Genomic DNA, 23,707 nt, shown 5'->3' with positions numbered 1-23,707 from the left:
GCATAATAGCCACAGACCAAGCAAAGAACTGACGCATGAGAATACTTATTCTGTTTCTATTGTTGCTGCTGGCAGCACTACAATACCGGCTCTGGTTCGGCCAGCTGAGTATTACCGATTATTTGCGACAGCAGGATGAAATCGCCACCCAGCAGGCCAGTAATCAGGAATTGATTAAGCGCAACCGGATGTTACTGGCTGACGTCAATGACTTACGACAAGGATTGGAAGCGATTGAAGAGCGGGCGCGCAATGAACTTGGTCTGATCGCCGAAGATGAAGTGTTTTTCCGGATAATTCCACAGGACCCTTAATGGCAGTACAGGCTTTCCCGGCGATAGCAGCAGTGATCCCCGCCGCAGGTGTCGGCCAGCGGATGCAGGCTGACAAACCCAAACAATACTTACGCTTACATGGTAAAACAGTGCTGGAACATAGCGTCCAGCCGCTATTAAGTCTGGAAAGTGTTGGCCAACTTTATCTGGCACTGAGTGCCGACGATCCTTATTTCGCTGCAACAGGTTTAACCGACCCGCGGATTATCCGGGTAGAAGGCGGGGCTGAGCGGGTGCATTCAGTACTTAATGCGCTGCAACATATCGATGCTGTACGTTATCCCTGGGTGCTGGTGCATGACGCCGCACGTCCGTTGGTACGCCGGGCCGATATCCAACTGCTAATTGAGCGCTGCCTGGCTGCCGGCCATGGCGGAATACTGGCAACACCAGTACGGGACACGATGAAGCGGGGGCAGCAACAGGTACAACATACTGTCGATCGCACGGATCTCTGGCACGCACTAACACCGCAGTTTTTCCCAACCGCGCTGTTAACTGCTGCGATTGGCGGTGCGCTGGCGGCAGGTGTCGCCGTAACCGATGAAGCCTCGGCGATGGAGTGGGCACAGCAGTCGGTGTTATTGGTTGAAGGCCACAGTGACAATTTGAAAATTACCCGGCCAGCTGATTTGCAACTGGCCGCTTTTTATCTGGAGCAAAATCGTTAATGACTATCCGAATTGGCCATGGTTTTGATGTGCATGCGTTTGGTGGGGATGGCCCGGTGACCCTGGGTGGTGTAAAAATCGATTACCCACAGGGCTTAGTCGCGCATTCGGATGGTGATGTGGTATTACATGCCCTGGCTGATGCCTTACTCGGTGCATTGGCGCTGGGTGATATTGGCCATCATTTTCCAGACACCGATGCCGCCTTTAAAGGTATCGATAGCCGAATTCTATTGCGACGGGTCTTTACTGAGGTACAGCAGCGCGGTTATCGCATCGGTAACCTGGATTTGACCGTGATGGCGCAGGCGCCGAAGCTGGCACCGCATATTCTGGCAATGCGACAACTGATTGCTGCCGACTTACAATGTGAGGTGAGCCAGGTTAACGTCAAGGCGACCACCACGGAAAAACTGGGCTTTGTCGGTCGCAAAGAAGGTATCGCTGCTGAAGCCGTGGTGTTGCTGTGTCGGGAGTAACGGTTCCTGAACTGGCTTACCTGTATGGTAAACCACTAGCCACGGCCGAGATCCGGGTGCAAGCGGCTGATTTTCAGGTTGATGAACAGCTGAATTTCGAACCCAGTGGCAGCGGTGAACACCTGTTACTGCAAATCGAGAAGACCGGACAGAATACCCAGTTTATCGCCCGCGAGCTCGCGCGTTTAACGGGGTTAAGAGTGCGGGATATCAGCTATGCCGGCTTAAAAGATCGGCATGCCGTCACCCGGCAATGGTTTTGCTTTAAATGGCCGATTAAACAAGCCCTGGACTGGCAAAGCTGGCAGTTGGAAGGGGCGCAGATTTTACAGGTGGTGCGGCATTACCGTAAGTTACGGTTAGGGGCCTTAAAGCGGAATCATTTTACGCTCAGACTACGCCGGGTGACTGAGCTTTCGGCTTTACTGGACAGGGTGCCTTTGCTGGCGCAGGGGGTACCGAATTATTATGGTGAGCAACGCTTTGGTATCAACGGCGGTAATCTGGCATTAGCCGAGCGCTTATTTGGCGGTGAAAGTATCCCGGATCGACAGATTCGTGGTCTGGCGTTATCTGCCAGCCGGTCTTTTTTGTTTAATCAGGTGATAGCGGCCCGGATCAGCGAGCAGTTATTTGATCAGCTGCTAAGCGGTGATGTCGTGCAGTTGAATGGTTCCGGTTCGATCTTTACGCTGGATACGGTGACGCCTGAACTACAACAACGTCTCGCCGGGCGGGATATCCATTTAACGGCGCCTTTGGTAGGCTTAGGCAAGGAGATGGTGCAAGCCGAGGCCGCTGCTTTTGAACAGCGGGTGCTGCAGCCGTGGCAGAGCTGGCAACAGGCGTTGCAGCTGCTCAGAGTGCAAGCCGGGCGCCGCAGTATGCGACTGCTGCCAGAACAACTGACCGTTGCAACTGACGGTGATACCGTGCAGCTGAGTTTTGCACTGCCAGCGGGTTGCTTTGCGACCAGTGTTTTGCGGGAGCTGGTGAATTATCGGGATGCTGCACGCGATATCGCGCAAATGGAGTGTTAGATGCGAATTTTGTTAAGTAATGATGATGGCGTTAATGCCAAGGGGATCCAGGTGTTGCAGCAAGCCTTGATGGCGATTGCAGAGGTGACCACAGTGGGGCCGGATCGTAATTGCAGTGGTGCTTCCAACTCACTGACGTTACTTAATCCACTGCGAACCCAGCTGTTGGAAAACGGTTTTATCGCCGTCAATGGCACGCCAACGGATTGCGTGCATCTGGCTATCAGTCAGCTGCTGGATTTTACGCCGGATTTAGTGGTGGCGGGTATTAACCATGGTGCTAATCTCGGCGATGACGTGCTCTACTCCGGTACGGTGGCTGCAGCGACCGAAGGGCGGCACCTGGGCTTACCAGCGATTGCGGTGTCACTGGCCGGACGCGATGAACAGCATTTCGCTACCGCCGCTCATGTTACTGTGCAGGTGATTCAAAAACTAAAGTCGCATCCACTACCTGCAGATCAGATCTTAAATATTAATGTGCCGGCTATTCCGTTAACTGAATTAAAAGGTATTCAGGTGACCCGGCTGGGACGCCGCCATAAAGCTGAGACCATGACCAGCACCACCGATCCCTGGGGGCGTAAAATCTATTGGTATGGCTCGCTAGGGCCTGAATTGGATGCCGGTGAAGGTACGGATTTTTATGCCGTTGCCAATGGTTATGCCTCGATTACGCCGCTGCATGTCGATATGTCTGCTTATAAAAGTATGGAGACGCTGGCGAACTGGTTGACAGGGATTAAGTTGTAATATGGCGGTAGTGACTACGCGTAGTGCGCAAATACTGGCTCAAAAGTTACAGGCTGAAGGCATCACTGATAGCAGTGTGCTGGCCGCGATAGCGCAAACGCCGCGCCATTTGTTCGTTGAACCGGTGCTGGCGCATAAAGCCTATGAAAATACCGCCTTGCCGATTGGTCAGGGTCAGACCATCTCGCAGCCTTATATTGTTGCCAGAATGACAGCCTTGTTATTACAGGGTAATAGCAGCGGCACAGTACTTGAGATTGGCACTGGCTCTGGTTATCAGACAGCGATTCTGGCACGTTTATTTAAGCATGTTTGTTCCGTCGAGCGGATTAAAGCGCTACAATTTCAGGCGAAACGCCGATTGCAGCAATTGGATTTGCATAACGTGTCAATGAAACATGGTGATGGCTGGCAAGGTTGGCCCAGTAAGGGGCCTTTTGACAGCATTATCGTGACTGCTGCACCCTCCGACGTTCCCCAAGCGTTGTTACAACAACTGTCTGAAGGTGGCCGCCTGGTAATTCCGGTCGGCGCTGAGCAGCAGGTGCTGCGGGTCTATCAGCGGCAGGCGGATGAGTTTCACAGTCAGGATATCGAGACCGTGCGTTTTGTTCCCCTGGTTCCGGGTGAGTTGGCGTGAATTATTTTAACCAAGATGAGGCAGTATGCAGTATTTACAATGGATTATAAAAGGCATGGCCATGGGGGCTGCGGATGTAGTACCCGGCGTTTCCGGTGGTACTCTGGCATTTATTTTAGGGATTTACGAGCGGTTATTGGCGGCTATCAGCGGCATTAACTTAACTGCTCTGCGTTTATTCAGCCGTGGCCAGTGGCGGGCATTCTGGCAGCAGATTGATGGCAGTTTTCTCTGTTGTCTGGTGGGGGGGATTTTGCTCAGCATTTTCTCGCTGGCAACCCTGATTAGCTGGTTATTGGAGTATCGTCCGGTACCTTTATGGGCATTTTTTAATGGTCTGATATTGGCTGCTTTACCCCCTTTGTTTAAGGTAGTGAAATGGTCACTGCCCCGCGTCGGGCTGTTTGGAATTGGTATTTTAGTCGCTTTGTCGATGGGCTTACTCACCCCGGTTAGCTTTACGCCCGAATTGTGGATGTTTTTTGTCGCCGGCGCAGTCGCGATCTGTGCCATGATTCTGCCTGGTATCTCAGGGAGCTTTATTCTATTAATCGTTGGCATGTACGCACCGGTTATTCTGGCGGTGAAAGAACTGGATATCGCGATTTTGTTTTTATTTGCCAGTGGTTGTGTGGTGGGGATTTTAAGCTTCTCCAGATTTTTAAACTGGTTGCTTAAACATTATCACGATGTGAGTGTGGCATTTCTAACTGGTATTGTAGTAGGCTCAGTCTATAAAATGTGGCCGTGGCGTGATGAGAATGTTATATACACCCCAGCCGGTTTTGCGGAAAAATTCGGGCAACATGATTTGATGCTATCGGTAATCAGTTTTATTGCAGCAGTTTTTGTTATGCTGGCCCTGCTTAATCTGGAAAAAATCCTCGGAGGTTCCGCTTCCCCGGATAAAAGGACCGCAGCCAGCAATAAGGAGTAAACTATCGCTGCCGCTTGCATGACACCGTGCCAAAGTCTGTCTGTTTCGCTCTGGATCAGCCGGATAGCACTGTTATTGTGTCTGATTGTCCTTACCGCTTGCGCCGGTCGTTCTGCACCGGCGCCCGTTACCACGCTTGAACTTCGCAAACAACAGATCGCGCAAAGACAACAGGCCGAGCTAAGCGGCAATCAGTATATTGTGCAGCGTGGCGATACTTTATATTCGATAGCTTTTCGTGCTGGGCAAGATTATCGCACCCTGGCCACCCGGAATAATATCCGGGCTCCCTATATCATTTATCCGGGTCAGGTCATTCGCTTACAACCTCATGCTGGTAACCCAGTAGTCCGTTCAGGTACTGCGCTGGCGGGTAATAATACCAGTAATCCGACCCGAGCTAAATCAGTTGCAGCTAATCAGCAAAAGGGTTATGGTCAAGCAGTAAATAACCAGCCAGCTGAACCTGCAGTGAGTGCCGCAGCGCATAAAGTGCATTGGCACTGGCCGATAAGAGGGCCGCTACTGGCACGGTTCTCGACTGCGGAAAATGGCGTTAAAGGCGTACAGATTGGTGGTCGTGATGGCAGCAGAGTGAATGCGGCGGCAGATGGCCAGGTGGTGTATGCCGGCAGTGCACTTCGCGGCTACGGCAACCTGGTCATTATTAAGCATAATGATGATTATTTAAGCGCTTATGCACACAACAAAAGATTATTGGTCAAAGAGCGCCAGGAAGTGAAAGCCGGGCAACAGATTGCCGAGATGGGCGATACCGATGCAGCATCTACCCGTTTGCATTTTGAAATTCGTTTTCGTGGAAAATCAGTTGACCCGTTACGTTATTTGCCTAAATAATACACAAAAAATTAAAATAATAATAATGGTAACAGCAGGCTGGGATGCGCCCATGCTCGGTTAGAGCGCCTTAGGTACGGGGAGAATGGATATGACGACAAAAGACAATGATCTGACAGACTTCAAAGAAGACGAGTTAGCAGACGATGCGCTGCTGGTTGATGAGGATCTGGACCCGGAATTGCTGGAGCTCTCGGCCGATGAGACGGTAAGTGATGAAATCTTCGTGCGGGATGACAGCCAGAAAACGCTGGATGCCACGCAAATTTACCTCGGTGAAATCGGCTTCTCGCCACTGTTAAGTGCCGAAGAAGAAGTCTACTTTGCCCGCTTGGCCTTAAAGGGCGATCAGGCCGCCAGAAAGCGGATGATTGAGAGTAACCTGCGGCTGGTGGTGAAAATTGCCCGTCGCTATATCAACCGTGGTTTAGCCTTGTTGGATCTGATTGAAGAGGGCAACCTTGGCTTAATCCGCGCGGTAGAAAAATTCGACCCCGAGCGCGGTTTTCGGTTTTCGACTTACGCCACCTGGTGGATCCGCCAGACCATCGAACGCGCGATAATGAACCAAACGCGTACCATCCGCTTACCGATCCATGTGGTTAAAGAGCTCAATATTTATCTGCGCGCTGCTCGCGAATTATCACAAAAGCTGGATCACGAGCCGACGCCGGAAGAAATCGCTGCTGCGCTGGATAAGCCGGTAGAAGAAGTACGTAAGATGCTAAAGTTAAATGAAAAAATCGCTTCGGTCGATACGCCGGTTGCCGGTGCTTCCGAAAAGCAGTTATTGGATGTACTAGCCGATGAAAAGGAACTGGGACCCGAGCTGGAATTACAGGATCAGGATATCCGCCAGCATCTGGTGATCTGGTTGCAGGAGTTAAACCCAAAACAGCGCGAAGTACTGGCACGACGCTTTGGCTTGCTGGGCTATGAACCCTCGACTTTGGAAGATGTGGGGCATGAAATTGGCCTGACCCGGGAGCGGGTGCGGCAAATTCAGGTTGAGGCGCTGCGTCGGTTGCGGGAAATCGTCACCCACCAGGGGTTAAATATCGAGACGCTGTTTCAGGAATAAGCGCTTATTCCACGAATAACAAAACGCCCCTGGTAGGAGCGTTTCCGTTTATTAACACATCCCGCAGGACCGCGCTACTATTGACGTTTTGCGGCAACCTGCTCGGCCTGACGTAAGATCCGCAACACATTACCACCCCAGAGCGCTTCGATTTGTGCTTTGGTATAGCCACGGCGCATCAGCTCCCAGGTCACATTTAGGGTTTCGCTGGCATCTTCCCAGCCCTGTACACCGCCACCGCCATCAAAATCCGAGGCAATGCCAACATGTTCGATGCCGAGGCGCTGCACACTATAGTCAATATGATCGACAAACTGCGCGACAGTGACATCCGGGAACTGCTTACGCAGGCTGGCCAGTTCGGTATCGTAGCTATTGCGGTCCTGTTCGTTGGCATTAGCCCAGCCGTTTGGCAGGTATTTTGCGCGCAGTTTGCTAATTTCAGCATTGAGCCCCGGATCGAGCTCGGCTACATAGCTGCGAAAGGCGACCATCTGCGCGACACCGCCATTGGCTTTAATCGCATCGAGTTGTTCGTCATCCAGATTACGCAGGTTAGCGTGTACCGACATGGCGCCGGAATGCGAGGCGATAACCGGCGCCTTTGACAGCTTAATGGCTTCGAGCATCGACTTTTTACCGACGTGCGACACGTCAATCAGAATGCCATAGCGGTTTAGTTCAGCGACGAGTTGCCGGCCCAAGACGGATAAGCCCGGATCTTCAGCTGCATCATTCAGATCTGCGCGTGGGTTAGAACTGCCGGAAAATTGGTTATGACCGATATGGGTAAAGCTAACGTAGCGGATGCCTCGCTCGGCCCATTTCGCGACGTCTTTGACACTGTCGCCGAGCGGATAGGCATTCTCCATCCCCAGCAGCACAATGCGTTTGCCTGCTGCATGCAGGGCTTCAACTTCGGCTGCCGTTTTCGCCAGCCCAACCTGCTGTGGATAGGCACGGATCATCCGCATTATGGCCTGATAGCTATTCTCGGCAGTGGCGGCAGCTTGCTGATAAGCCTCCGGGGTCAGGGCTCCCTGACCGACATAAACGATCAGAAACACGGCATCCAGGCCGCCGGCACGCATCTTGGGCAGATCGACCTGGGCTTTGGTAAAGCCACCCGGATCGAGCAGGTGCGTCGCATAGCCACGGCCGATATCGACATGGGTATCAATAGTCAGAATTTGCTGATGTAAAGCCCGGGCTTCCGCTTCGGTCACGACTTTGCTTTGTGCCAGGGCAGTACCACTGAGAGTACCACTGAGCAAGAGGGCGGAGACCAGAGAGGCCAGTTTCGCTAAGCGCATGCTGCATCCTTTTTGTTGTTATTGATAAGATCAGAGAGGCAGGAGCTTAGCGCGGAATCCGCTCTGACAGCAAGCCTTAGCCGGCGTCAGTTCGTCGTGTCAGGCGTTGGATTAAGACCGTGACGGCCCCGGCCACTAAGCCCCAGAATGCTGAGGCAATGCCAAACAAACTGGCGCCGGATGCGGTGACCAGCAGGGTAATTACGGCGGCTTCCCGATACTCAGCATCGGCAGTACAGCTTTGCAGGTTAGCGGCTATGGTGCCCAGCAGCGCCAGCCCGGCCAGCGCGGCCACCATCTCAGTAGGGAAGGCCGCAAACAGCGCGACCACAGTGGCGCCGGCGAGGCCAAACAGCAGATAAAAGATCCCGGCAGCGATGCCGGCAATATAGCGTTTGCTGCTGTCGGGATGCGCTTCATTACCACTACAGATTGCTGCAGTTATGGCCGCCAGGTTAATCGAAAACGCGCCCAGCGGCGCCAATAGCAGCGTGCTTAGCGCCGTGCTGCTAATCAGTGGTGAGACCGGTGTTTGGTAACCACTGGCGCGTAACACTGCGACACCGGGAATATTTTGTGACGCCATGGTTACCAGCAGCAGCGGTAAGCCCACCCCCAGCAAGGCCGATAGCGAAAACGCCGGCGTAACCCATACCGGTGTTGCCAGTGTCAGCTTGACGGCGGAGAGGTCGAGCTCACCGCCGAGCCAAACCAGCAGTAAACCACAGCCTAATACTGCCAGGATGGCGTACCGTGGCAGCAGGGCTTTGGCAAGCAGGTAGGTTAAACACATGGCGCCGACCAACAGCAGTTGCTGTTGCAGACTGCTAAAGATGGCAAAGCCAAATTGCAGCAGAATGCCGGCCAGCATGGCGCTGGCAAGTGGCAGTGGGATCAGCCGGGTCAGGCGTTCAAACATGCCGCTTAGGCCAATGAGTAGCCCAAGTAATGCAGTAAAGATAAAGACCCCGGTCGCTTCCGCCAGCGTCAGACCCTGCAGGCTGGTGGCCAGCAGCGCGGCGCCTGGCGTAGACCAGGCGGTAATCACCGGAGCCTTGTAATACCAGGATAGACCAATACAGGTCAGCGCCATCCCTATACCCAATGCCAACAGCCAGGACGCCATCACGGCGTTGTCGGCACCGGCCGCTGCTGCGGCCTGAAACACAATCGCCACTGAACTGGCAAAGCCAACCAGCACCGCAACAAAACCGGCCACCACGGCCGACAGGCTCCAATCATTAAGACGCATTCTGCTGCTCATCAAATGTCCAGCTGTTGTTTCAGTTGATACAGATAATCCAACGCCTGGCGGGCACTCAGTTCATCCGGATTTAGCTGACGTAGCTGAGCCAGCAGCGGATGCTCCGGCGCCAGTAATTCCAGTTGGGTCACAGGTTCAGGCGTCGTCGCTGGCCCGTTTTGTTCTAACTGCCGCAGTTTCTGTCGTGCCAGTTGAATCACCGGTCTTGGCACCCCGGCCAGCTGGGCGACCTGCAGGCCAAAACTCTTGCTGGCGGCGCCTTCCTGCACATGATGCATAAATACAATGCCATCACCGTGCTCAACCGCATCCAGATGGACATTAGCGACGGCAGGTAATTGCTGCGCCAGACTGGTCAGTTCAAAATAATGGGTAGCAAACAGGGTTAACGCCTGCAGTTGATTGGCCAGATAGTCGGCACAGGCCCAGGCCAGACTCAGGCCATCATAGGTACTGGTGCCACGGCCAATTTCATCCATCAATACCAGACTTTGTGCCGTAGCATGATGCAGAATGGTCGCGGTTTCCGTCATCTCCACCATAAAGGTCGAGCGGCCGGACGCCAGATCATCAGAGGCACCAATCCGGGTGAAAATCCGATCCATAGGGCCAATTACTGCCTGCTCTGCCGGCACAAAGCTGCCGATGGCGGCCATTAGAGCAATCAGGGCGGTTTGCCGCATATAGGTTGATTTACCGCCCATATTGGGGCCGGTGATCATCAGCATCCGCCGTGAGGCGTCTAATTGCAACGGATTGGCAATAAAGGGCGCCTTTAGCACCCGTTCCACCACCGGGTGCCGCGCTTGGGTCAGCTGAATACCGATCTGCTCAGTTAATAGCGGCCGGCAATACTGATACAGCACCGCACACTCGGCAAAGCTGCAGAGCACATCCAGTTCAGACAAGGCTTGTGCCAGCTGTTGCAGCTGCGCCAGATAGGGGCTCACGGCGTCAAACAGCGCATCATAGAGCTGTTTTTCCAGCGCCAGTGCCTTGCTTTGGCTACCCAGTACCTTATCTTCGTATTCTTTTAGCTCCGGAATAATATAGCGTTCATTATTTTTCAGTGTTTGCCGGCGCACATACTCCGGCGGCACCCTGGTATCAGCACTGCGACCGGTTTCGATATAAAAACCATGAATCTTGTTAAAGCCGACTTTTAACGAACTAATACCGGTACGCTCACGCTCGCGCAGTTCCAGTTGCTGTAAGTAGTCGGTGGCACCTTCAGCCAGCGCCCGCCATTCATCAAGCTCGGCATCATAGCCCGAAGCAATGACGCCGCCATCACGGATCAGCACTGGTGGTGACTCGACGATAGCGCGTTGTAATAATTCAGCTAGCTCCGGCACCGGCAGGGTGGCCTGCTGATGCTGCTGTAGCAGCTGACTGTTGGCATGCAGTAACTGCTGCTGTAGCTCTGGCAGCTCGGTTAGCGCCTGGCGCAGCCGGGCAAAATCGCGGGGCCGGGCGCTGCGCAGGGCCAGCCGGGCCAGGATCCGCTCGATATCGCCGATTTGCTTTAGTGAGGGCTGCAGCGCCTGAAAATCCTCTGTCAGTTCCTGTACCGCATCCAGCCGCTGATTAAGCTGAGTGTGGTTACGCAGCGGCGCATGGATCCAGCGCTTCAGTAAGCGAGAGCCCATGGCAGTCTGGGTTTTATCCAGCACAGCCGCCAGCGTATGTTCAGTTTGCCCATTTAAGGTATGGGTTAATTCCAGATTGCGGCGGGTGGCCGCATCCAGCACGATAAAATCATCCGGCCGCTCCAGTGCGATACTGCGTAAATGCGGTAACTGAGCGCGCTGGGTATCTTTGACATATTGCATCAAACAGCCGGCGGCCATCAGCGCAACCGGCGCTTCCAACACGCCAAAGCTTTGTAGATCGCGGGTACCAAATTGCTGGCACAGTAAGCGCTCGGCACTGGCCAGTTCAAACTCCCATACCGGACGGCGGCGGGCGCCTTTGCGTTCGGTCAGGTGCGGTAGACTAAAATTTTCCGGATAGAGCAATTCCGCCGGATTCAGCCGTTGCAGCAAGGCGGCCAAATCATCGGCATGACTGACCTGATTCAGCAAAAAACGGCCGCTGGTCAGATCCAGTTGCGCCAGACCAAAGTGGCTGCGACTTTCACTGATGGCACAGAGTAAATTATCCTGCCGCTCATTCAGTAACGCCTCGTCGGTCACGGTGCCCGGGGTAACAATCCGCACCACCTTGCGCTCTACCGGTCCCTTGCTGGTCGCCGGATCGCCGATCTGTTCGCAAATGGCGACCGACTCACCCAATTGCACCAGACGCGCCAGATAACCTTCAACGGCATGATAGGGCACGCCGGCCATCGGGATCGGTTCACCGGCGCTTTGACCGCGTTTGGTCAGCGAAATATCTAACAGGGCGGCAGCCTTTTTCGCATCTTCATAAAATAGTTCGTAAAAATCACCCATCCGGTAAAACAATAAGATCTGCGGATGCTGGCTTTTCAGTGCCAGATATTGCTGCATCATCGGGGTATGATTGCTTAACGCTTGCTCCGGTTTCTGGTCTGACGGCATAATGGTGCTAACACTTCCTGTTGGATCAAATATGACAGCGGAAACAACAAGCTTAGCGCTTGCCACTGAACTAGGGCAGCTATTATTACGGAAAAAAGCCAGTATCACCACTGCAGAATCCTGCACCGGTGGTGGGGTTGCCTACTGGCTGACCGCAGTAGCCGGCAGCTCGGCCTATGTTGACCGCAGCTTTGTTACCTATAGCAATAAAGCCAAGCAGCAATTGTTAGGGGTACGCAGCGCAACGTTATTACAATATGGCGCTGTCAGTGAGCAAACGGTAGCCGAGATGGCCAGTGGCGCAGCCCAGGCGGCGGGCGCCAGCATTGCGATTGCCATCTCCGGCATTGCTGGCCCTACCGGTGGCACGGCAAAGAAACCGGTCGGTACTGTCTGTTTCGGTTTTAGTATTGATGGGACGGTCAGCACTCAGCAATTGCATTTTGCTGGCGACCGGCAGCAAATCCGCCAGCAGGCGATTGAACATGCGCTCAGACAATGCATCTTGTTATTGACAGCCCCAACAAACTAGACTACTGTATGCTCATACAGTTGTTAAAGGCTTAACCTAATTTTTCCGGAGCGACCAATGGACGACAACAAACAAAAGGCATTAAGTGCGGCACTAAGCCAGATTGAACGCCAGTTCGGTAAAGGTTCTATTATGCGGCTGGGCGACAGCACGGCCCTGGATATTGAAGCGGTATCCACTGGCTCACTGGGGCTGGATATTGCACTGGGCATTGGCGGCTTACCTTATGGCCGGATTGTAGAAATTTATGGTCCTGAGTCCTCCGGTAAAACCACCTTAACGCTGCAGGTGATTGCCGAAGCACAGCGTAGCGGTAAAACCTGCGCCTTTATTGATGCCGAACATGCGTTGGATCCGGTGTATGCGAAGAAATTAGGCGTGGATGTCGATAAGCTGTTAGTTTCTCAGCCAGATACCGGTGAGCAGGCGCTGGAGATCTGCGACATGTTGGTGCGTTCTGCCGCCGTAGACGTGGTGATTGTGGACTCGGTCGCCGCCTTAACGCCAAAAGCAGAAATTGAAGGTGACATGGGTGACAGCCATATGGGTTTACAGGCCCGTTTAATGTCACAGGCACTGCGTAAACTGACTGCTAATATCAAACGCTCCAATACCCTGTGTATCTTTATCAACCAGATCCGGATGAAGATCGGTGTAATGTTTGGTAACCCGGAAACCACCACCGGTGGTAATGCGCTGAAATTCTATGCCTCAGTACGTTTAGATATCCGTCGTATTGGCTCGGTAAAAGAAGGCGATGAAATTACCGGTAACGAAACCCGGGTTAAGGTGGTAAAAAACAAAGTGGCTCCGCCATTCAAACAAGCTGAGTTTATTATTCAGTATGGCGCCGGTATCAACAAACTGGGTGAGCTGATTGACCTGGGCGTACAGCAAGGCTTAGTCGATAAGTCAGGCGCCTGGTACGCCTATCAGGGCAATAAGATTGGTCAGGGTAAAGCCAATGCGATGAAGTTCCTGCAGGAAAACACCGCCATCGCGGATGAAATCGAGAAAGAGCTGCGGGCACGGCTGTTATTAAAACCAGGTGAAGCCGTTGCTACTGACGATGTGATGGATATACCAGAGCCGGAAGAGCTTTAAGCTCTGCCGCATCTGATTAAAACAACAAAACTCCGGACCTGAAAAGCTCCGGAGTTTTTTATAAGTGAATCGCAAATAATAACAAAAATGATTTTACGCCCTCGCCAGGCAAGTCCCCATCTTCTACTCAACACTCAACACTCAACACTCAACACTCAACACTCAACACTCAACACTCAACACTCTCACAACACGATTTTGATACCTCAAGTTTCGGTAGTGGAATGGTCAGTTGCCGCTGGCCCTTACCGGCCGCAGTCATCACCGCTGCGACAGACGGCTGTTGCTTTTCTGGCATAGTACGGCATAATACGCCTTATTTAGACGTCTAAACGTATAGAAGTTATCAGGGGCGCCAGCTGACTAACCAGACTCAGGTTCAGTATGGTGCTAGCCACAGGCGGAGCCAGCTATGCCTATTAAAGTGATTGACCAGTTACCTGCAGTAGAAGCTTTATCAGCAGAGAATGTCTTTGTAATGACCGAGAGCCGGGCGGCAGCCCAGGATATCCGGCCATTACGGATCGCGATTCTGAATTTAATGCCAAATAAAATTGTGACTGAAATTCAGTTATTACGTTTATTAGCGAATAGCCCGCTGCAGCTGGATATTGAGCTGATCCGCATCGATGATCATGTCAGTAAACATACACCAGAGAGCCATTTAAACTGCTTCTATCGTTACTTTTCTGATGTGCAGGGGCAGAAATATGATGGTTTGATTATTACCGGAGCGCCGCTGGGGCTGGTCGATTACGAAGATGTCACCTACTGGCAGCAGTTTGGTGAGATCCTGCGCTGGGCGGATACCCATGTTACCTCGACGCTGTTTTTATGTTGGGCCGCCCATGCTGCGCTGTATCATTACTACGGCTTACAGCGGGAAATTCGCGGCGAAAAGTTATCCGGAGTTTACTGGCAGGACGTAGTACAGCCGTTTAGCCCGCTGCTACGCGGCTTTGACCAGCAATTTCTGGTACCACATTCACGTTATGCGCAGGTGCCAAAACAAAAATACCAACAGCATGATGATTTGCATATCCTGGCTGAAGCCGATGTCACCGGTGCCTATTTGCTGCAAAACAGCAGTGGTAGCCGGATCTTTGTTACCGGGCATCCGGAATATGATCTGACCACGCTGGATGATGAGTATCAACGTGACCTGGCGGCCGGTTTGGCGCCGCGTTTGCCAGAGAACTACTACCGGAATAATGATCCGGCCCAGGGGCCGCTGAAATTATGGCAGGCGCACGCCTTTTTATTATTCAGTAACTGGTTAAACTATTACGTTTACCAGGCTACGCCCTTTGACCTGAATCAGATAGGCAACAGTTAATGACAAAGCTTCGTTTAACGCCACAGCAACTACGCCAGCTGCTGGCCTCACGTATTTTGGTGCTGGATGGCGCTATGGGCACAATGATCCAACAACACCGCCTGGATGAAGCCGGTTATCGCGGCGCGGAATTCGCCGATTGGCCGTGCGATCTCAAAGGTAACAACGATTTGTTAGTCCTTACTCAACCGGAACTCATTGCCGATATTCACCGGCACTACTTGTTGGCCGGGGCGGACATTATTGAGACCAATACCTTTAACGCCACTACCATTGCGATGCATGATTATCAGATGGCGCACCTGTCAGAGCGGATCAATCGTGAGGCGGCGGCACTGGCGCGGCGGGTTTGTGACGAAGTCACAGCTCAGCAACCCGACAAACCCCGTTTTGTCGCCGGTGTGTTAGGACCCACTAACCGTACTGCCTCGATTTCGCCAGACGTTAACGATCCGGGATTTCGCAATGTCAGCTTTGATGAGTTAGTGCTTGCTTACAAGGAATCGACCCGGGCGCTGATTGCAGGTGGCGCCGATATTATTATGCTGGAAACCATTTTCGATACGCTGAATGCCAAGGCAGCAGCTTTTGCCGTGTTGGAGGTGTTTGAAGAGCTGCAGCTGGAGTTACCGGTGATGATCTCGGGTACCATCACCGATGCCTCGGGCCGCACGTTGTCCGGCCAAACGACCGAAGCGTTTTATTATTCGCTGGCGCATGTCAAGCCGGTGACCTTTGGCCTGAATTGTGCGCTGGGGCCGGATTTGCTGCGTCCTTATGTCGAAACCCTGGCCACCATTTCCGAAGCCTATGTCTCGGTGCACCCGAATGCCGGTTTGCCGAATGAGTTTGGCGAATACGATTTAGGCGCTGAGGTGATGGCAGCAGAAATTGCTGATTGGGCCAAACAGGGGTTCTTAAATATCGTCGGTGGCTGCTGTGGTACCACGCCAGAGCATATTAAAGCCATTGCCGAGGCGGTAAAAGATGCGCCGCCGCGGCAACCAAAAGCGGCCGATCATAGTTTTCATCTGGCCGGCCTAGAAGCCTTTGCGGTGGAGTGGTAATGCAACAGCAGGCAAGATTTATCAATATCGGCGAGCGGACTAATGTCACCGGCTCGGCGAAATTTAAAAAACTGATTTTAAAAGGCGATTTCGAAGCGGCGCTGGACGTGGCGCGGCAACAGGTTGAAAACGGCGCCCAGATCATCGACATCAATATGGATGAGGGGATGCTGGACAGCAAGGCCGCCATGGTGCGCTATTTAACGCTGTTGGCAGCAGAGCCGGATATCGCCCGGGTGCCGATTATGGTCGACTCCTCGAAGTGGGACGTGATTGAAGCGGCGCTAAAGTGTATTCAGGGTAAGGCGGTAGTGAACTCGATTTCGCTGAAAGAAGGTGAAGCGAGCTTTTTACAGCAGGCAAAGTTGTTGCGCCGCTATGGCGCGGCCGTGGTGGTGATGGCGTTTGACGAGGTGGGGCAAGCTGATACCAAGGCCCGCAAAGTTGAAATCTGTCAACGCGCTTATCAGATCCTGACTGAGCAAATTGGTTTTCCGCCTGAAGATATCATTTTTGACCCCAATATTTTCGCGGTGGCTACCGGTATTGAAGAGCACAACAACTACGCGGTGGACTTTATTGAGGCGACCCGTGAAATCAAGCGGCTTTGCCCTTATGCCAAGATTTCCGGCGGCGTATCCAATGTGTCGTTTTCGTTTCGTGGTAACGATCCAGTTCGCGAAGCTATCCACTCAGTATTTCTATACCATGCTATTGCGGCCGGTATGGATATGGGCATCGTTAATGCAGGTCAGCTGGCGGTGTATGACGATATCCCGCCCTTGCTAAGAGAGCGGGTAGAGGATGTGATTCTAAATCGTCGTCCGGATGCCACCGAACGCCTGTTAGAGATTGCCGCGCAGTTTAAAGGCGATGGCAGTGTCGCCGAGAAAGTGGACGATGCCTGGCGCAGCCTGCCGGTAAATAAGCGGCTGGAGCATGCGCTGGTAAAAGGCATTACCGATTTTATCGAGCAGGACACCGAAGATGCCCGGCAGCAGGCAGAGCGGCCACTGCATGTGATTGAAGGCCCGCTGATGGATGGCATGAACGTCGTCGGTGATCTGTTTGGTGAAGGCAAGATGTTTCTGCCGCAGGTGGTCAAGTCAGCTCGGGTGATGAAAAAAGCTGTTGCTTACCTGCAACCCTATATTGAGCAGGAGAAAGCCGGTGGCCGGGCGCAGGGTAAAGTCCTGCTGGCAACGGTAAAAGGCGATGTGCACGATATCGGCAAAAATATCGTCGGGGTGGTGCTGCAGTGTAATAACTTTGAAGTGATCGATCTGGGTGTGATGGTGTCCTGCGCTGAGATCCTGCGCGTAGCCAAAGAACAACAGGTTGATGTGATTGGTTTATCTGGCCTCATTACGCCGTCGCTGGATGAAATGGTGCATGTTGCCAAAGAAATGACCCGGCTCGGTTTTACCATTCCGTTGTTAATCGGCGGCGCGACCACATCCAAGGCGCACACCGCAGTCAAGATCGCGCCGCATTATGCGCATGGCGTGGTCTACGTACCCAATGCCTCGCGGAGCGTCTCGGTGGTGCAGGCGCTGATCAGTGCCGAACAAAAACCGGCCTATCTGGCCCGGGTGGCAGAAGAATACCGTATTGCGGTGGAGCAGCATCAGCGCAGTCGGCCCGGTGAGCGGATGCTAAGTCTGGCCGAGGCACGGCAAAATAAATTCCCGCTGGATTTAACGAAAGTCGCGCCGGCGCCGAAACAGCCTGGTGTGCATTACTGGCAGCAGGTTGATTTACAGGTACTGCGCGACTACATCGACTGGACACCGTTTTTCCTCACCTGGCAGCTGTCCGGCAAGTTTCCGGCGATTTTGCAACATGCTGAAGTTGGGCTGGAAGCGCGGAAGGTGTATCAGGATGCCAATGCGCTACTGGATCAGATGATCAAAGATAACCTGATTAGTGGTAAAGCAGCCTTTGGTTTTTTCCCGGCCAACAGTGATGGCGATGATATTATCATCTACCAGGATGACAGCCGCACCACCGAGCGCTGCCGCCTGCATAATCTGCGACAGCAACTGGCGCTACGGAATAATGCGCCGAATTGTAGTCTGGCAGATTTTGTTGCCCCTGTTGGCTCCGGCATTGCGGACTATGTGGGTGCCTTTGCGGTGACGACCGGCTTCGGTGCTGATGAGCTGGCGGCGCAGTATGCGGCAGCACATGATGATTACAATAGCATTATGGTCAAGGCGCTGGCCGATCGTTTGGCCGAAGCGCTGGCAGAGTATCTGCATTTAAAAGTACGGCGCGAATATTGGGGTTATGCCGCCAATGAACAGCTGGATAATGAACAACTGATCCGCGAGCTGTATCAAGGCATTCGGCCCGCGCCCGGCTATCCGGCCTGCCCAGAGCACACTGAGAAAGGTACCTTATTTCAGTTATTGGACGTGCCGGCACAAATCCAGATGCAGCTTACTGAAAGCTATGCCATGTGGCCCGGCGCCGCGGTCAGTGGCTGGTACTTTGCCCATCCCGACAGCAAATATTTTGCCGTCAGTAAAATCGACCGTGATCAGCTGGCGGACTATGCAAAGCGCAAAGGCTGGAGCGAGCAACAGGCCGAAAGCTGGCTGGCGCCGAATCTGCGCTAAATTCAGCAGCGTTAATGCCGCTGCAACAGGCATTTTTTACGCAGAAAGGCTCCGTTTTATACTGGCTTTGCAGTATGATAGGGGCCTTTTTACCGGCGTGAAGCCGGTGGTCTTAGTGGAGTTCGCGTGGAAAAGCCGTTTCAGATAAAACTGATTATTCGCCGGGTACCGGCACTGGCTGCTATCAACTGGCTGAAGCAGGCTTGGGATATTTTCAAACAGTACCCACTGCTATTTATTCAAATGCTGTTACTGACTTACGTGGTGACGTATCTGGCAGCGTTAAGCAGCATAACCCTAATTATTGGTGTGCTGGTCAGTGCATTTTTTACTGCTGGTTTTTATCATGCTATCGCTGGTGTGCAACAACAGCAAAAAATTGACCTGAGTTGGTTATTTCATGCCTTTAAAGATGCAAGCTGCCGGCGCAGTCTGATCCTGATTTCGATTAGTGAGTTTGTCGTCACTACGCTGGTGGTGATGATTTTCCAATCCCAAACCGCAGAAGCGGTAATTCGATTACAAGAAACCCGCGAACTGGATAGTAGTTTATCCTTGCAAGTGATGGCGCTGTTGCTAACGGTGTTTTTTATTAAACTGTGGATCTGTTACGCTATTGCCATAGCGTTTTTCCTGAAAGAGCAGCGCTTATTGATAATTCTGGGCGCCGCTCTGCTGGCGTGCTGGCGTAATATCAGCTCGCTGCTGATTTTTATGCTGTTGTCAGTGGCCCTAATCATCCTTAGTATACCTACGATGCTGTTAGCTCTGGTGGTGGTGATCCCACTGTTGATGATTAGCTGGTTTTTATCCTTTAATGAAGTATTTGCGTTAAAGCTAAATCCGCAACAGGACGGTGTTCTGGAAGTCTGATGGCGTTGACAGAGTTTAAAAAAGCGGCGGTAAACTGGCTGAGCCGACGCGAGCACAGCAAGGCAGAACTGAGCCGAAAACTGCAACAAAAGGGTGCCAGTGCAGCAGAGCAAAGTGCCGTCTTAGCATGGTGTCAAGAGCAAGGATACCTGGACGAGCTGCGGTTTTTAGAGATGATACTGCGCCATCGCAGCCAGCAAGGCTATGGTTATCAGTTTATTCTGCGTGAATGCCGGCAACATCAGTTTAGCGCTGAACAGGTGTCGGCCATGGCGGAACAACTTGAAATAGATTGGTGGGAGTTAGCCAGGCAAAGCTACCAAAAGAAATTTGCCGCTAAGGCGCCTGGTGATTATCAGGAAAAAATGAAGCGTATGGCCTATTTGCAACGTCGCGGCTTTAGCAGTGAGCAAATTCGGGCCGTGTTTAGTGATACTAATGTAACCGATTAACTTAACAGGATTTTTCATGAGCATGACATCCGCCGCTATCAGGCAAGCCTTCCTTGATTTCTTCGCCGGTAAAGGCCACGCTGTGGTACCGAGCAGTTCGTTAATCCCTGGCAACGATGCCACCCTGTTATTTACTAATGCTGGCATGGTGCAGTTTAAAGACGTGTTTCTGGGCCAGGATCAGCGCAGTTACAGTCGTGCTGTCTCCGCACAGCGCTGCGTGCGCGCCGGTGGTAAGCATAATGATTTAGAGAACGTCGGTTATACCGCCCGTCACCATACCTTTTTTGAAATGTTAGGCAACTTCAGCTTTGGTGATTATTTTAAACAGGATGCGATTCGGTATGCCTGGGAATTCCTGACCGAAGTGGTGAAATTACCGAGAGAGCGGTTACTGGTTACGGTTTATGCCACCGATGATGAAGCCTTCGCGATCTGGCAAAACGACATCGGCGTGCCAGCCGATCGGATTATCCGCATTGGCGACAATAAGGGCGCACCTTATGCGTCAGATAACTTCTGGGCGATGGGTGATACCGGCCCTTGCGGTCCTTGTACTGAAATTTTCTATGATCATGGCGACCATATTTGGGGTGGCCCGCCGGGCTCTGCGGAAGAAGATGGCGATCGTTTTATCGAGATCTGGAATATCGTCTTTATGCAGTTTAACCGCCTGGCCAGCGGTGAAATGCAACCCTTGCCAAAACCCAGTGTCGACACCGGTATGGGGTTGGAGCGGATCGCAGCCATTTTGCAGCACGTACACAGCAACTACGAAATTGATACCTTTGTTGCGCTGATTAAAGCCGCGGCTGAAGCCACCGGTGCTACCGATCTGACAGACAAATCGCTGCGGGTGGTGGCTGACCATATTCGCAGCTGCGCCTTTTTAATTGTCGATGGTGTGATGCCATCGAATGAAGGTCGTGGTTATGTACTACGCCGGATTATCCGCCGCGCTGTGCGTCACGGTAATAAGCTGGGTGCCAAGGGCGCCTTTTTCTATAAGTTAGTCGCTGCTTTGGCTGCTGAAATGGGTGATGCATACCCTGAACTGCGGGCGAAACAGGCGATTATTGAAAAAGCACTGCAACAGGAAGAGGAACAGTTTGGCAAAACGCTGGAGCGGGGCTTACAAATTCTGGATGAAGAGCTGTCGGGTCTTGTCGGCACAGAAATTCCCGGCACGCTGGTATTTAAACTGTACGATACCTACGGCTTCCCGGTAGACCTGACCAATGACGTGGCGCGTGAGCGTGGCCTGAGCATTGATCAGGCGGGTTTTGATGCCGCCATGGCAGAGCAGCGCAAGCGGGCGCAGCAAGCCAGTAACTTTGGTCTGGACTATAACCAGCAACTGACATCAGCGGTACAGACCAGCTTTACCGGTTACACCGAGCATTTTGGTAATGCCAGAGTACAGGAAATTATCAAAGACGGTCAGCAGGTAAAAACCTTAGCCGCAGGTGAAACCGGCCTGGTGATCCTGGATAGCACACCGTTCTATGCCGAATCAGGTGGTCAGATTGGCGACACCGGTAGCTTTAAACTGCAGAACGGTGCGGTGTTGGCGGTACTGGATACGCAAAAGATTGCCAAAGCCTTTGCCCATAAGGTCGAAGCAAGTAGCGAGCTCAAGGTCGGTGATCAGGTTGAGGCGACTATTGATCTAGCGCGGCGTAATGCCATTCGTAAAAACCATTCGGCAACGCACTTATTGCATGCCGCCTTACGTAAAGTACTGGGCGAGCACGTCACGCAGAAAGGCTCGCTGGTTGGACCGGAGCGGCTGCGTTTTGACTTTTCGCATTTTGAAGCGGTAAAACCTGCTGAGCTGCAGCAATTGGAGCAAATGGTTAACGAACAAATCCAACTGAACCTGCCATTGCTGACGCGCGTAATGCCTATTGAAGCGGCGAAAGCAGCCGGCGCCATGGCGCTGTTTGGCGAGAAGTATGACGACGAAGTGCGGGTACTGAGCATGGGCGACTTCTCGATTGAACTCTGTGGCGGTACGCACGTCGAACGCACAGGTGACATTGGTTTCTTTAAAATTGTCAGTGAAGGCGGTATCGCCTCAGGTGTGCGGCGGATTGAAGCCGTTAGTGGCCCGGCCGCCATTCAGTACTTGCAGCAGTTAGATCTGCAAATTAGCCAGGCTGCCAGCTTGTTAAAAGGTGATGCCTTTAGTCTGGCTGAGCGGGTACAGCAAACACTGGACCGCAGCAAGCAGCTGGAAAAAGAAATCGAGCAGTTAAAGGCTAAGTTGGCCAGTTATGCCGGAGCTTCATTAACGGCGAATGTGCAGCAACTGGGTGAGGTTAAGGTGCTGGTGCAACAGCTGGAACAAACCGATCCCAAAGCACTGCGTACTCTGCTGGATGAGCTGAAGAACAAACTTGGCTCCTCAGTGGTGTTACTGGCCACCGTAAATGATGACAAAGTCAGTTTAATTGCTGGCGTTAGCAGTGATTTAACTGCCAAGGTACATGCCGGTCAATTGGTTGGCTGGGCAGCGGGTCAGCTCGGCGGTAAAGGCGGTGGCCGCCCTGATATGGCACAAGCTGGCGGCACCGATACAGCAGCACTGCCGGCCGTATTAAAGGCGGCATTCGACTATATTAGCGAGCGGCTGTAAGCGGTTAACGGTATAATCGGATATAAGAAAAGTTTTAAATACACTGGCGCTGAGCTATGATTCAGCGCTAATCTAATAACAGCACAGAGACAGAGCTCTGTGGTGACAGGCAAAGGAGCAATCGCATGCTTATTCTGACGCGTCGAGTGGGTGAAACCCTGATGATCGGTGATGAAGTTACCGTAACCGTTTTGGGTGTTAAAGGTAATCAGGTACGAATCGGTGTCAACGCACCCAAAGACATTTCTGTACACCGCGAAGAAATTTATATGCGGATCCAGGCCGAAAAAGATACTAACGGCGGTAATTTCAGCGAGGGTGAGTAACCTTCGCCTCCTCCCGGTTTTTCCCGTAAAGCAGCACTTTTGCCGCTTTTAAGTCAAATAAGCAACGATTTGCTTAAAAGCTCGGCAAACAGACTTTTCGGTTCTAAAAATAGTTTGACTTATTTTCCTGAGACATTAATATACACGCCGCAACACAGCGCGGAGATGTGGCCGAGTGGCTGAAGGCGCACCCCTGCTAAGGGTGTATAGGGGAAACTCTATCGAGGGTTCGAATCCCTCCATCTCCGCCATTTCTCGGAATGGACGCGTAGCTCAGCTGGATAGAGTACTCGGCTACGAACCGAGCGGTCGGAGGTTCGAATCCTCCCGCGTCCGCCATCCGAGAGAAGAAGCGCTGTTATTGTAAGATGCAAAGTTTATGGACGCGTAGCTCAGCTGGATAGAGTACTCGGCTACGAACCGAGCGGTCGGAGGTTCGAATCCTCCCGCGTCCGCCATATTCGTAATGACCCGCTAAGGTGAAAACCTCAGCGGGTTTTTGCGTTTAAACGACATGCTAAACCAGCGGGAGGTGAGGACCTCCGTTAGGTTCGACCAATTTGCCGGGAGCAAATTGGGACAGCAACAGCTGGCCCGCAGGGCAGGCGGCAGGATAGCCGCCTGAAACAAAATTGTCTGGAACAATTTTGGACAGCAACAGCTGGCCCGCAGGGCAGGCGGCAGGATAGCCGCCTGCAATCCCCGCGTCCGCCATATTCGTAAGAAACCCACTAAGGTTAACACCAAAGTGGGTTTTTTATTTCCAACCAGATGATAAGCATTTGCAGCGTCAAGACCAGCGCAACGCCCTTAGCTGGGTAGTAAT

General features: G+C 52.5%; 21 protein-coding genes and 3 tRNA genes. 21 read left to right on the top strand and 3 right to left on the bottom strand.

Going from position 1 to position 23,707, the window contains the following annotated elements; genetic code table 11:
- The first annotated feature begins 35 nt into the window (after positions 1–35).
- The 9 genes from ftsB to rpoS all read left to right on the top strand — a co-directional run bounded on the left by ftsB (position 36) and on the right by rpoS (position 6,794).
- Positions 36–314, top strand: a complete 279-nt coding sequence (gene ftsB / locus AAY72_RS10095; protein WP_008984362.1) for a cell division protein FtsB — start codon at positions 36–38, stop codon at positions 312–314.
- On the top strand, positions 314–1,006 hold the full coding sequence (ispD, locus tag AAY72_RS10090; RefSeq protein ID WP_008984361.1) for a 2-C-methyl-D-erythritol 4-phosphate cytidylyltransferase: 693 nt from the start codon (positions 314–316) through the stop codon (positions 1,004–1,006). Before ftsB ends, ispD begins: the two co-directional genes overlap by 1 nt.
- Complete coding sequence (gene ispF / locus AAY72_RS10085) at positions 1,006–1,485, top strand: 2-C-methyl-D-erythritol 2,4-cyclodiphosphate synthase (protein ID WP_008984360.1); 480 nt, start codon at positions 1,006–1,008, stop codon at positions 1,483–1,485. The genes ispD and ispF overlap by 1 nt, the downstream gene beginning before the upstream one ends.
- A complete protein-coding gene (truD, locus tag AAY72_RS10080) occupies positions 1,473–2,525 on the top strand; it encodes a tRNA pseudouridine(13) synthase TruD (RefSeq protein WP_057787266.1) in 1,053 nt (350 codons plus the stop codon). The genes ispF and truD overlap by 13 nt, the downstream gene beginning before the upstream one ends.
- Positions 2,526–3,278, top strand: coding sequence for a 5'/3'-nucleotidase SurE (gene surE, locus AAY72_RS10075; protein WP_057787264.1), 753 nt, complete (start codon positions 2,526–2,528; stop codon positions 3,276–3,278).
- Position 3,279: 1 nt separating this feature from the next.
- Positions 3,280–3,918, top strand: coding sequence for a protein-L-isoaspartate(D-aspartate) O-methyltransferase (locus tag AAY72_RS10070; protein WP_057787262.1), 639 nt, complete (start codon positions 3,280–3,282; stop codon positions 3,916–3,918).
- Between the two features lie 25 nt (positions 3,919–3,943).
- Positions 3,944–4,855: a DUF368 domain-containing protein gene (locus AAY72_RS10065; RefSeq protein WP_057787260.1), complete on the top strand. Its 912-nt coding sequence runs from the start codon at positions 3,944–3,946 to the stop codon at positions 4,853–4,855.
- A gap of 18 nt (positions 4,856–4,873) precedes the next feature.
- Positions 4,874–5,713, top strand: coding sequence for a peptidoglycan DD-metalloendopeptidase family protein (locus AAY72_RS10060; RefSeq protein WP_057787258.1), 840 nt, complete (start codon positions 4,874–4,876; stop codon positions 5,711–5,713).
- Between the two features lie 91 nt (positions 5,714–5,804).
- The gene (gene rpoS, locus AAY72_RS10055; RefSeq protein WP_057787409.1) at positions 5,805–6,794 is read left to right on the top strand and encodes an RNA polymerase sigma factor RpoS; all 990 of its coding nucleotides are present in this window, start codon (positions 5,805–5,807) and stop codon (positions 6,792–6,794) included.
- 77 nt (positions 6,795–6,871) lie between these two features.
- Here rpoS and AAY72_RS10050 read toward each other — a convergent pair whose 3' ends face one another.
- The 3 genes from AAY72_RS10050 to mutS form a co-directional block, all read right to left on the bottom strand.
- Entirely contained in the window at positions 6,872–8,107 is a 1,236-nt protein-coding gene (locus AAY72_RS10050) for a dipeptidase (protein ID WP_057787256.1), read from the bottom strand.
- Between the two features lie 76 nt (positions 8,108–8,183).
- The gene (locus tag AAY72_RS10045; RefSeq protein WP_231728946.1) at positions 8,184–9,359 is read right to left on the bottom strand and encodes a benzoate/H(+) symporter BenE family transporter; all 1,176 of its coding nucleotides are present in this window, start codon (positions 9,357–9,359) and stop codon (positions 8,184–8,186) included.
- A gap of 11 nt (positions 9,360–9,370) precedes the next feature.
- The gene (gene mutS, locus AAY72_RS10040) at positions 9,371–11,932 is read right to left on the bottom strand and encodes a DNA mismatch repair protein MutS (RefSeq protein WP_057787252.1); all 2,562 of its coding nucleotides are present in this window, start codon (positions 11,930–11,932) and stop codon (positions 9,371–9,373) included.
- Between the two features lie 31 nt (positions 11,933–11,963).
- Here mutS and AAY72_RS10035 point away from each other — a divergent pair, with 31 nt between their 5' ends.
- From AAY72_RS10035 to AAY72_RS09980, 12 genes are all read left to right on the top strand, one after another.
- Positions 11,964–12,464, top strand: a complete 501-nt coding sequence (locus AAY72_RS10035) for a CinA family protein (RefSeq protein ID WP_057787250.1) — start codon at positions 11,964–11,966, stop codon at positions 12,462–12,464.
- Positions 12,465–12,521: 57 nt separating this feature from the next.
- Positions 12,522–13,568 (top strand): recombinase RecA, encoded by a 1,047-nt coding sequence (gene recA / locus AAY72_RS10030; RefSeq protein ID WP_008951319.1) that lies wholly within the window; start codon positions 12,522–12,524, stop codon positions 13,566–13,568.
- A 412-nt stretch (positions 13,569–13,980) separates the two neighbouring features.
- Positions 13,981–14,904: a homoserine O-succinyltransferase gene (metA, locus tag AAY72_RS10025; protein ID WP_008607286.1), complete on the top strand. Its 924-nt coding sequence runs from the start codon at positions 13,981–13,983 to the stop codon at positions 14,902–14,904.
- Positions 14,904–15,971 carry a homocysteine S-methyltransferase family protein gene (locus AAY72_RS16730; protein ID WP_057787248.1) on the top strand — a complete coding sequence of 356 codons (1,068 nt, stop codon included), beginning with the start codon at positions 14,904–14,906 and terminating at the stop codon, positions 15,969–15,971. Before metA ends, AAY72_RS16730 begins: the two co-directional genes overlap by 1 nt.
- Positions 15,971–18,592 carry a methionine synthase gene (metH, locus tag AAY72_RS10015; RefSeq protein WP_057787246.1) on the top strand — a complete coding sequence of 874 codons (2,622 nt, stop codon included), beginning with the start codon at positions 15,971–15,973 and terminating at the stop codon, positions 18,590–18,592. The genes AAY72_RS16730 and metH overlap by 1 nt, the downstream gene beginning before the upstream one ends.
- Positions 18,593–18,718: 126 nt before the next feature.
- Positions 18,719–19,465 (top strand): hypothetical protein, encoded by a 747-nt coding sequence (locus AAY72_RS10010; protein WP_057787244.1) that lies wholly within the window; start codon positions 18,719–18,721, stop codon positions 19,463–19,465.
- Complete coding sequence (locus tag AAY72_RS10005; RefSeq protein ID WP_008984345.1) at positions 19,465–19,917, top strand: regulatory protein RecX; 453 nt, start codon at positions 19,465–19,467, stop codon at positions 19,915–19,917. The genes AAY72_RS10010 and AAY72_RS10005 overlap by 1 nt, the downstream gene beginning before the upstream one ends.
- 16 nt (positions 19,918–19,933) lie before the next feature.
- On the top strand, positions 19,934–22,555 hold the full coding sequence (alaS, locus tag AAY72_RS10000) for an alanine--tRNA ligase (RefSeq protein ID WP_057787242.1): 2,622 nt from the start codon (positions 19,934–19,936) through the stop codon (positions 22,553–22,555).
- Between the two features lie 125 nt (positions 22,556–22,680).
- Entirely contained in the window at positions 22,681–22,881 is a 201-nt protein-coding gene (gene csrA / locus AAY72_RS09995) for a carbon storage regulator CsrA (protein ID WP_008607295.1), read from the top strand.
- 161 nt (positions 22,882–23,042) lie between these two features.
- Positions 23,043–23,132: transfer RNA gene (locus AAY72_RS09990), tRNA-Ser, on the top strand.
- 11 nt (positions 23,133–23,143) lie between these two features.
- Positions 23,144–23,220: transfer RNA gene (locus AAY72_RS09985), tRNA-Arg, on the top strand.
- 42 nt (positions 23,221–23,262) lie between these two features.
- Positions 23,263–23,339, top strand: a tRNA-Arg gene (locus AAY72_RS09980).
- Positions 23,340–23,707: the final 368 nt, after the last annotated feature.

This window comes from Alishewanella sp. WH16-1, assembly GCF_001441695.1.
GTDB classification, from domain to species: Bacteria; Pseudomonadota; Gammaproteobacteria; order Enterobacterales; family Alteromonadaceae; genus Alishewanella; species Alishewanella agri.
This window is presented reverse-complemented; position numbering and strand designations above follow the sequence as displayed.

Bases quoted from the DNA above. Each gene is read 5' to 3' on its own strand.
- AAY72_RS10005 (WP_008984345.1), top strand. From the start codon at position 19,465: ATGGCGTTGACAGAGTTTAAAAAAGCGGCGGTAAACTGGCTGAGCCGA.
- mutS (WP_057787252.1), bottom strand. From the start codon at position 11,932: ATGCCGTCAGACCAGAAACCGGAGCAAGCGTTAAGCAATCATACCCCG.
- rpoS (WP_057787409.1), top strand. From the start codon at position 5,805: ATGACGACAAAAGACAATGATCTGACAGACTTCAAAGAAGACGAGTTA.
- AAY72_RS10035 (WP_057787250.1), top strand. From the start codon at position 11,964: ATGACAGCGGAAACAACAAGCTTAGCGCTTGCCACTGAACTAGGGCAG.
- metA (WP_008607286.1), top strand. From the start codon at position 13,981: ATGCCTATTAAAGTGATTGACCAGTTACCTGCAGTAGAAGCTTTATCA.
- surE (WP_057787264.1), top strand. From the start codon at position 2,526: ATGCGAATTTTGTTAAGTAATGATGATGGCGTTAATGCCAAGGGGATC.
- ftsB (WP_008984362.1), top strand. From the start codon at position 36: ATGAGAATACTTATTCTGTTTCTATTGTTGCTGCTGGCAGCACTACAA.
- ispF (WP_008984360.1), top strand. From the start codon at position 1,006: ATGACTATCCGAATTGGCCATGGTTTTGATGTGCATGCGTTTGGTGGG.
- AAY72_RS10050 (WP_057787256.1), bottom strand. From the start codon at position 8,107: ATGCGCTTAGCGAAACTGGCCTCTCTGGTCTCCGCCCTCTTGCTCAGT.
- AAY72_RS10045 (WP_231728946.1), bottom strand. From the start codon at position 9,359: ATGCGTCTTAATGATTGGAGCCTGTCGGCCGTGGTGGCCGGTTTTGTT.
- AAY72_RS10070 (WP_057787262.1), top strand. From the start codon at position 3,280: ATGGCGGTAGTGACTACGCGTAGTGCGCAAATACTGGCTCAAAAGTTA.
- ispD (WP_008984361.1), top strand. From the start codon at position 314: ATGGCAGTACAGGCTTTCCCGGCGATAGCAGCAGTGATCCCCGCCGCA.
- AAY72_RS10065 (WP_057787260.1), top strand. From the start codon at position 3,944: ATGCAGTATTTACAATGGATTATAAAAGGCATGGCCATGGGGGCTGCG.
- AAY72_RS16730 (WP_057787248.1), top strand. From the start codon at position 14,904: ATGACAAAGCTTCGTTTAACGCCACAGCAACTACGCCAGCTGCTGGCC.
- recA (WP_008951319.1), top strand. From the start codon at position 12,522: ATGGACGACAACAAACAAAAGGCATTAAGTGCGGCACTAAGCCAGATT.
- csrA (WP_008607295.1), top strand. From the start codon at position 22,681: ATGCTTATTCTGACGCGTCGAGTGGGTGAAACCCTGATGATCGGTGAT.
- alaS (WP_057787242.1), top strand. From the start codon at position 19,934: ATGAGCATGACATCCGCCGCTATCAGGCAAGCCTTCCTTGATTTCTTC.
- metH (WP_057787246.1), top strand. From the start codon at position 15,971: ATGCAACAGCAGGCAAGATTTATCAATATCGGCGAGCGGACTAATGTC.
- AAY72_RS10060 (WP_057787258.1), top strand. From the start codon at position 4,874: ATGACACCGTGCCAAAGTCTGTCTGTTTCGCTCTGGATCAGCCGGATA.